Origin of the sequence: Microbacterium sp. 69-10, from assembly GCF_001897945.1 — a bacterium.
Classification (GTDB): domain Bacteria; phylum Actinomycetota; class Actinomycetes; order Actinomycetales; family Microbacteriaceae; genus Microbacterium.
The window spans coordinates 33,006-39,853 of the sequence record NZ_MKRT01000003.1; the positions used below are offsets into that span (position 1 = coordinate 33,006).

The following is a 6,848-nucleotide window of genomic DNA, read 5'->3' on the forward strand; positions in this document are numbered from 1 at the left end:
CGGAACCCTCCGAAAGCCCCGGAATCCTCAGGGTCTCCACAACTGACAAGCGTGTAGTTTCCTACTCTCCGCTGCTATCCACCGACTTATCCACAGAATCCACAGTTGTTAACACCGTTAAGAGATCAATCTCAGTGAAGGGCTCCCCGATCACCAGACGGATGTGGACGGACAGGCCGCCACAGCCCCATTCGGGGTAGCGGCGGCTTCGCCCGGTGCGACTAGCATGGGATCGCCTGCAGTGGGCCCACTGCGAAAGGTGAAGTACAACGAGGGAGCGCCCGTGAGGTTCCAGGTCAACCGCGATGTGTTCAGCGAGGCTGTGTCCTTCGTCGTCAAGCTGCTGCCACAGCGCAATCCGCAGCCGATCCTTGCGGGTGTGCTCATCGAGGCATCCGCTGAGGGACTGACCCTCTCGGCCTTCGACTACGAGGCATCCGCCCGCACCACGATCGAGGCGACCGTCGACGAGCCGGGGACGATCCTCGTGCACGGCCGCCTGCTGTCGGACATCGCGAGCCGGCTTCCGAACGCGCCGATCGAGATCGCGGTGGAGGAGGACGGCGGGATCGCCGTCACCTGCGGTTCCGCACGGTTCACCCTCGCCGCCATGCCGGTCGAGGAATATCCCTCCATCCCCGAGGTGACCGGCTCGACGGGCGTCGTGCCGGCCGAGGAGTTCGGCACCGCGATCGCGCAGGTGGCCTTCGCCGCATCCCGCGACGATGTGACCCCGGTCCTCACCGGCGTGCAGCTCGAGGTCTCCGGCACCACCCTGAGCCTGGTCGCGACCGACCGCTACCGCGTCTCGCTCCGCGACGTGCCGTGGGACGGGGAGGGCGCAGAGCAGACCGCGCTGGTCCCGGCCCGAACGCTCACCGAGGTCGGGAAGACCTTCGCGCACGCCGGCAACATCGAGATCGCGTTCTCCGGAGCGGGTGACCGCGAGATCATCGCGTTCACCGCGGGCAACAAGACTGTGACTTCTCTCCTGATCAAGGGCAATTTCCCGCCCGTGCGCAGGCTGTTCCCCGAGCAGACCGACCACTACGCGGTCGTCAACACCGGCGACCTCATCGAGGCCGTGCGCCGTGTCGCCCTGGTGCTCGACCGCTCCGCTCCGCTGCGATTCACGTTCGGCGCCGACGGCGTGACGATGGATGCATCCGGCAGCGAGCAGGCCCGCGCCTCCGAGTCGGTCGACGCTCACCTGAACGGCGGCGACGAGGTGACCCTCGGCCTGAACCCGCAGTACCTGCTCGAGGCTCTCGGCGCGGTCAAGAGCGAGTTCACCCGCGTCACGTTCACGTCGAGCGACAACGCCAACAAGCTCAGCCCGGTGCTCGTGACCAGCCAGACCTCGGTGGACCAGGCCGGTCTGGACTCGTTCAAGTACCTGCTGCAGCCGAACCTGCTGCTTCGGTGACGCTCGAGCCCATCACACCGGAGCTCGCGCGGCGCATAGTCGTGCGGGATGAGCGGGACGGCGATCACTGGCATCCGGACTATCCGTTCGCGGACGAGCTGGTGCCGTTGCGGATGCTGGCGGACCAGGACGCCGCGGATGCTGTCTTCACGCTGTACATGGTCCGAGAAGAAAACCTGGCCGTGGGCGGTTTCGGCTTCTTCGGACCACCGGACGAGTCGGGCACCGTCGAGTTCGGCTACGGCCTGATCCCCTCTGCTCGCGGCCGCGGGCTGGCAACGGATGCCGTGGCCGAAGGGCTGCGGATCGCCGCGGATGCCGGCGCGAAGCGCGCGATCGCCGACACCGACCTCGACAACGCGCCCTCCATCCGGGTACTCGAGAAGTCCGGTCTCGTCGAGACGCACCGCTCCGCCGACAAGGTCTTCTTCGCGCGGGAACTCTGACCGGCACGGACCCGTCACCGGCGTTCAGCAGCGGACGGAGCGTCCGACCCCGAAGGTAGGCTGACATCGTGATTGTGGAGCACCTGAACCTGGGCGATTTCCGCAATTACGCGACCGCTGATCTCACGCTGCATCGCGGTCCGAACGTGCTCGTCGGCAGCAACGGGCAGGGGAAGACCAACCTCGCCGAAGCGATCGTCTTCCTCGCGACGCTGGGATCGCATCGGGTGTCGTCGGATGCTCCGATGGTGCGGGACGGCAAGGAGTTCGCCGTGGTGCGAGCGCGTCTCGCGCACGGTGAGCGCAAGGTGCTCGTCGAGGTGCAGCTCAACAGGCAGGGCTCGAACAAGGCGCGCATCAACGGGTCACCGTCGAAGACCAACGAGCTGCCGCGCTACGCGCATGTCGTGCTGTTCGCGCCCGAAGACCTGCAGATCGTCCGCGGCGATCCTTCGTCGCGCAGAAGATTCGCAGATCAGCTGCTGATTCAGCGCACTCCGCGGATGGCAGGGGTGATCGCCGACTACGAGCGCGTGCTGAGGCAGCGGACCGCTCTTCTGAAGTCCGCCCGTGCGCGCGGAGTGCGCGGCGAGGGCCTCTCGACGCTCGATGTGTGGGATGACAAGCTCATCTCACTCGGCTCCGAGATCATCCATGCGCGCCTGCGGCTGGCATCCGATCTGCAGGGTCCCCTCGCCGAGGCCTACACGGCGATCGCGGGGGCCGACCACCGTCCGCAGCTGGAATGGGCGCTGTCCGTGCGCGGTGGAGATCCGGAGGAGGGCGACCCTTCGACGGACTCAGGGACCGAAGATGGGCCGGTCCGCGGCGAGATCGAGGAGCAGTTCCGTGCCGCGCTGCAGGCGAAGCGCTCGAAGGAGATCGAGCGCGGGCTGACGCTGGTGGGACCTCACCGCGACGACCTGATCCTGCGCGTCCGCGATCTTCCGGTGAAGGGGTACGCCTCGCATGGCGAGTCCTGGTCCGTCGCGCTCGCGCTGCGCCTGGCATCCGCGGAACTGCTGCGCGCCGAGTCCCCGGCCGGTGATCCGGTGCTGATCCTGGACGACGTCTTCGCCGAGCTGGACGCCGACCGGCGCGAGCGCCTGGCGGCCATCACCTCCGGGTACGAGCAGGTGATCGTCACGGCCGCCGTCGAGGGGGACATCCCCGAGCCGCTGCACCGTCATGTCGTGCGCATCCACGCAGGAACCATCAGCGATGAGCGTCCTTCGTCTCGCTCCGCTCGCTCAGGAACCGAGGACGATCTAGGCTCTGCAGGACCCGGAGAGGAGACCGCCGATGATGGACCCGCAGCCTCCTGAGACGGTGGCGACCTACCTGCGGCTGCGCGGGCTGAAGCCCAGCTCGAAGAACTGGAAGCGTCGCAAGCGCATCGAGGTCGACGACGACAACGCGCCGTTCTCCAAGGGGCGCGATCCCGGCACGCTCGGTGACATCCTCGCCAAGCTCACCAGGGATTCCGGCTGGGAGAAGACGCTCGCGGCCGAGGACCTGGTGCGGCAGTGGGCCGAGCTCGCCGGCGCCGACACCGCGAAGCACTCCGAGCCGGTCTCGCTGGAGCGCGGCGTTCTCACCGTGAAGTGCGACTCCACGGCGTGGGCGAAGAACCTGCAGTTCATGCGCGCCGTGATCATGACCGAGATCGGCAACCGCTATCCGGATGCCGGTGTCGAGAACATCCGGTTCATCGGACCGGACGTCCCGTCATGGAAGTGGGGACCGCGCGTCGTGCCCGGACGGGGTCCACGGGACACCTACGGGTAGGGCATCACGACCGGGGGCTCAAGCCCTCAGAAGCGCACACACGGCGTTTGAGGCGTATGTCGACCGTCGAAACCCGCTAGAATGGGCGGGTACTTTCGATGTGGAGAACCATTTCTGATGACGCCTGAAACACCTTCCGACGACGAGAACGCCCCCTCGACAGGGACGGAGCCGAACACACAGGAGTCGAAGAAGGTCCCCGGCGACTACGGCGCCGACCAGATCCAGATCCTCGAGGGCCTCGAGGCGGTCCGCAAGCGGCCCGGCATGTACATCGGCTCGACGGGTCCGCGCGGTCTGCACCACCTGGTGTACGAGATCGTCGACAACTCGGTCGATGAGGCTCTCGCCGGCTACGCCGACAACATCGACGTGACGATCCTCGCCGACGGCGCTGTCCGCGTCGTCGACAACGGCCGCGGCATCCCGGTCGATCCGCACTCCTCCGACCCGACCAAGTCGACCGTCGAGGTCGTGCTGACGATCCTGCACGCCGGCGGCAAGTTCGGCGGCGGGGCGTACGCCGTCTCGGGCGGTCTGCACGGCGTCGGCTCCTCCGTCGTGAACGCGCTCTCGACCCGATTCGAGGTCGCGGTCAAGCAGAAGGGCTACGTCTGGCGGCACGTCTTCGCCGACGGCGGCACCCCGCAGCAGCAGCTGGAGAGGGGCGAGGAGACCTCCGAGACCGGGACCAGCATCACGTTCTGGCCGGATGCGGAGATCTTCACGGAGACGATCGACTTCGACTACGAGACCCTGCGCACCCGCTTCCAGCAGATGGCGTTCCTGAACAAGGGGCTGCGCATCGCGCTGCACGATGAGCGCGAGGCATCCGCCTACGAGGTCGACGGACCCGACGGCACGAGCATCACGAAGCAGCCCTCTGACGTGTTCCTCTACGAGCGGGGTCTGGTCGACTACGTCGAGTACCTCAACAAGGTGCGCAAGGCCGAGGTCGTGAACGAGGAGATCATCGACTTCGACGCGGAGGACTCCGAGCGCAAGATCTCGCTCGAGGTCGCGATGCAGTGGACCACCTCGTACACCGAGAACGTGTTCACCTACGCCAACACGATCAACACGCACGAGGGCGGCACGCACGAGGAGGGCTTCCGCGCGGCGCTGACCAGCCTGGTCAACCGCTACGCGCGGGCGAACAACCTGCTCAAGGAGAAGGACGACAACCTCTCCGGCGACGACGTGCGCGAGGGCCTGACGGCGGTCATCTCGATCAAGCTCGGCGAGCCGCAGTTCGAGGGTCAGACCAAGACCAAGCTCGGCAACACCGAGGCGAAGGCGTTCGTGCAGAAGATCGTGAACGATCAGCTGGGTGACTGGTTCGATCGCAACCCGGCGCAGACGAAGAACATCATCCGCAAGGCGATCGATGCGGCCACGGCCCGCATCGCCGCGCGCAAGGCTCGCGAGACCGCACGCCGCAAGAGCGTGTTCGAGTCGGCGGCGATGCCGGACAAGCTCAAGGACTGCACCAGCAAGGACCCGTCGATCAGCGAGATCTTCCTGGTGGAGGGCGACTCGGCCGGCGGCTCGGCGGTGCAGGGCCGGGACCCGCACACTCAGGCGATCCTGGCGTTGCGCGGCAAGATCCTCAACGTCGAGCGCGCTCGTCTGGACAAGGCCCTGGGCAACAAGGAGGTCCAGGCGATGATCCAGGCCTTCGGCACGGGCATCGGCGAGGACTTCGACATCGACAAGGCTCGGTACCACAAGATCGTGCTGATGGCGGATGCCGATGTCGACGGCCAGCACATCACGACACTGCTGCTGACGCTGCTGTTCCGCTACATGCGCGGGCTGATCGAGGCCGGTTTCGTCTACCTCGCGATGCCGCCGCTGTACCGCCTGAAGTGGACCAACGCGCCGCACGAGTACGTGTACACCGACGTCGAGCGGGATGCCCTGCTCAAGCACGGCAGCGAGAACGGCAAGCGCCTGCCCAAGGACGCCGGCATCCAGCGCTACAAGGGTCTCGGTGAGATGAACCCGAAGGAGCTGTGGGAGACCACGATGGATCACACCACGCGCACCCTTCGTCAGATCACCATCGACGACGCTGCGGCCGCGGACGAGATCTTCAGCGTGCTGATGGGTGAGGACGTCGAGTCCCGGCGCACCTTCATCCAGCGCAACGCCAAGGACGTCCGCTTCCTCGATATCTAAACCACCACCGCTGATCTCGGACAACAGCACACGCACGTAGGACGGAGGAATGTTCTCGGAGTGAGCATCGGGGTGGCGCGCCAGCGCCGGGGCCCCCGTTCTGCGAACGAAGAGAACATTCCGGAGTCCGGCACCACCGGCAGCATCCGGAGAAGAAGAAAAAGACATGACTGACGAAGAACGCCCCGAGCCGGCTCACGAGCACGGCCGCATCGACCAGGTCGACCTGCAGTCCGAGATGCAGCGCAGCTACCTCGACTACGCCATGGCCGTCATCGTCGGCCGCGCGCTGCCCGACGTGCGCGACGGCCTCAAGCCCGTGCACCGCCGTGTGATCTACGGCATGTACGACGGCGGGTTCCGCCCCGACAAGTCGTTCTCCAAGTGCGCTCGCGTGGTCGGCGAGGTCATGGGTCAGTACCACCCGCACGGTGACTCGGCCATCTACGACACCCTCGTGCGCCTGGTGCAGCCGTGGTCGCTGCGGTATCCGCTGGCCCTCGGCCAGGGCAACTTCGGCTCCCCCGGCAACATGGGCGCCGCAGCGCCGCGGTACACCGAGACCAAGATGGCTCCGCTCGCGCTCGAGATGGTGCGCGACATCGAAGAGGAGACCGTCGACTTCTCGCCGAACTACGACGGTCAGACCCAGGAGCCCGACGTCCTTCCGTCGCGTTTCCCGAACCTGCTGGTCAACGGCTCGATCGGCATCGCGGTCGGCATGGCCACCAACATCCCGCCGCACAACCTGCGCGAGGTCTCGGCGGCGGCGCTGTGGGCTCTGGAGAACCCGGGTCTTCCCCGCGAGGAGCTGCTCGAGGGCCTGATCCAGCGCATCCCCGGTCCGGACTTCCCGACCGGCGCCCAGATCCTGGGCACCAAGGGCATCCAGGAGGCGTACCGCACCGGTCGTGGTTCGATCACGATGCGCGCGGTGGTCGAGGTCGAGGAGATCCAGGGCCGCACCTGCCTGGTCATCACCGAGCTGCCGTACCAGGTCAACCCCG

General features: G+C 66.7%; 5 protein-coding genes and 1 pseudogene. All 6 read left to right on the plus strand.

Translation table 11 applies throughout. From position 1 onward, the window contains the following. The first annotated feature begins 283 nt into the window (after positions 1–283). Positions 284–1,426, plus strand: a complete 1,143-nt coding sequence (gene dnaN, locus BGN97_RS01115; protein ID WP_285630888.1) for a DNA polymerase III subunit beta — start codon at positions 284–286, stop codon at positions 1,424–1,426. Further along, positions 1,423–1,872 carry a GNAT family N-acetyltransferase gene (locus tag BGN97_RS01120; protein ID WP_292697311.1) on the plus strand — a complete coding sequence of 150 codons (450 nt, stop codon included), beginning with the start codon at positions 1,423–1,425 and terminating at the stop codon, positions 1,870–1,872. Before dnaN ends, BGN97_RS01120 begins: the two co-directional genes overlap by 4 nt. Before the next feature lie 68 nt (positions 1,873–1,940). Then, the gene (gene recF, locus BGN97_RS01125; RefSeq protein WP_292697313.1) at positions 1,941–3,197 is read left to right on the plus strand and encodes a DNA replication/repair protein RecF; all 1,257 of its coding nucleotides are present in this window, start codon (positions 1,941–1,943) and stop codon (positions 3,195–3,197) included. Further along, entirely contained in the window at positions 3,175–3,660 is a 486-nt protein-coding gene (locus tag BGN97_RS01130) for a DciA family protein (RefSeq protein ID WP_285630896.1), read from the plus strand. The genes recF and BGN97_RS01130 overlap by 23 nt, the downstream gene beginning before the upstream one ends. Before the next feature lie 117 nt (positions 3,661–3,777). After that, on the plus strand, positions 3,778–5,841 hold the full coding sequence (gyrB, locus tag BGN97_RS01135; RefSeq protein WP_292697317.1) for a DNA topoisomerase (ATP-hydrolyzing) subunit B: 2,064 nt from the start codon (positions 3,778–3,780) through the stop codon (positions 5,839–5,841). A gap of 226 nt (positions 5,842–6,067) precedes the next feature. Next, positions 6,068–6,848: pseudogene (locus BGN97_RS01140) on the plus strand (DNA gyrase subunit A); the annotation flags it as partial.

Coding starts and splice junctions, on each gene's coding strand:
- gyrB (WP_292697317.1), top strand. CDS start 3,778: ATGACGCCTGAAACACCTTCCGACGACGAGAACGCCCCCTCGACAGGG.
- BGN97_RS01130 (WP_285630896.1), top strand. CDS start 3,175: ATGATGGACCCGCAGCCTCCTGAGACGGTGGCGACCTACCTGCGGCTG.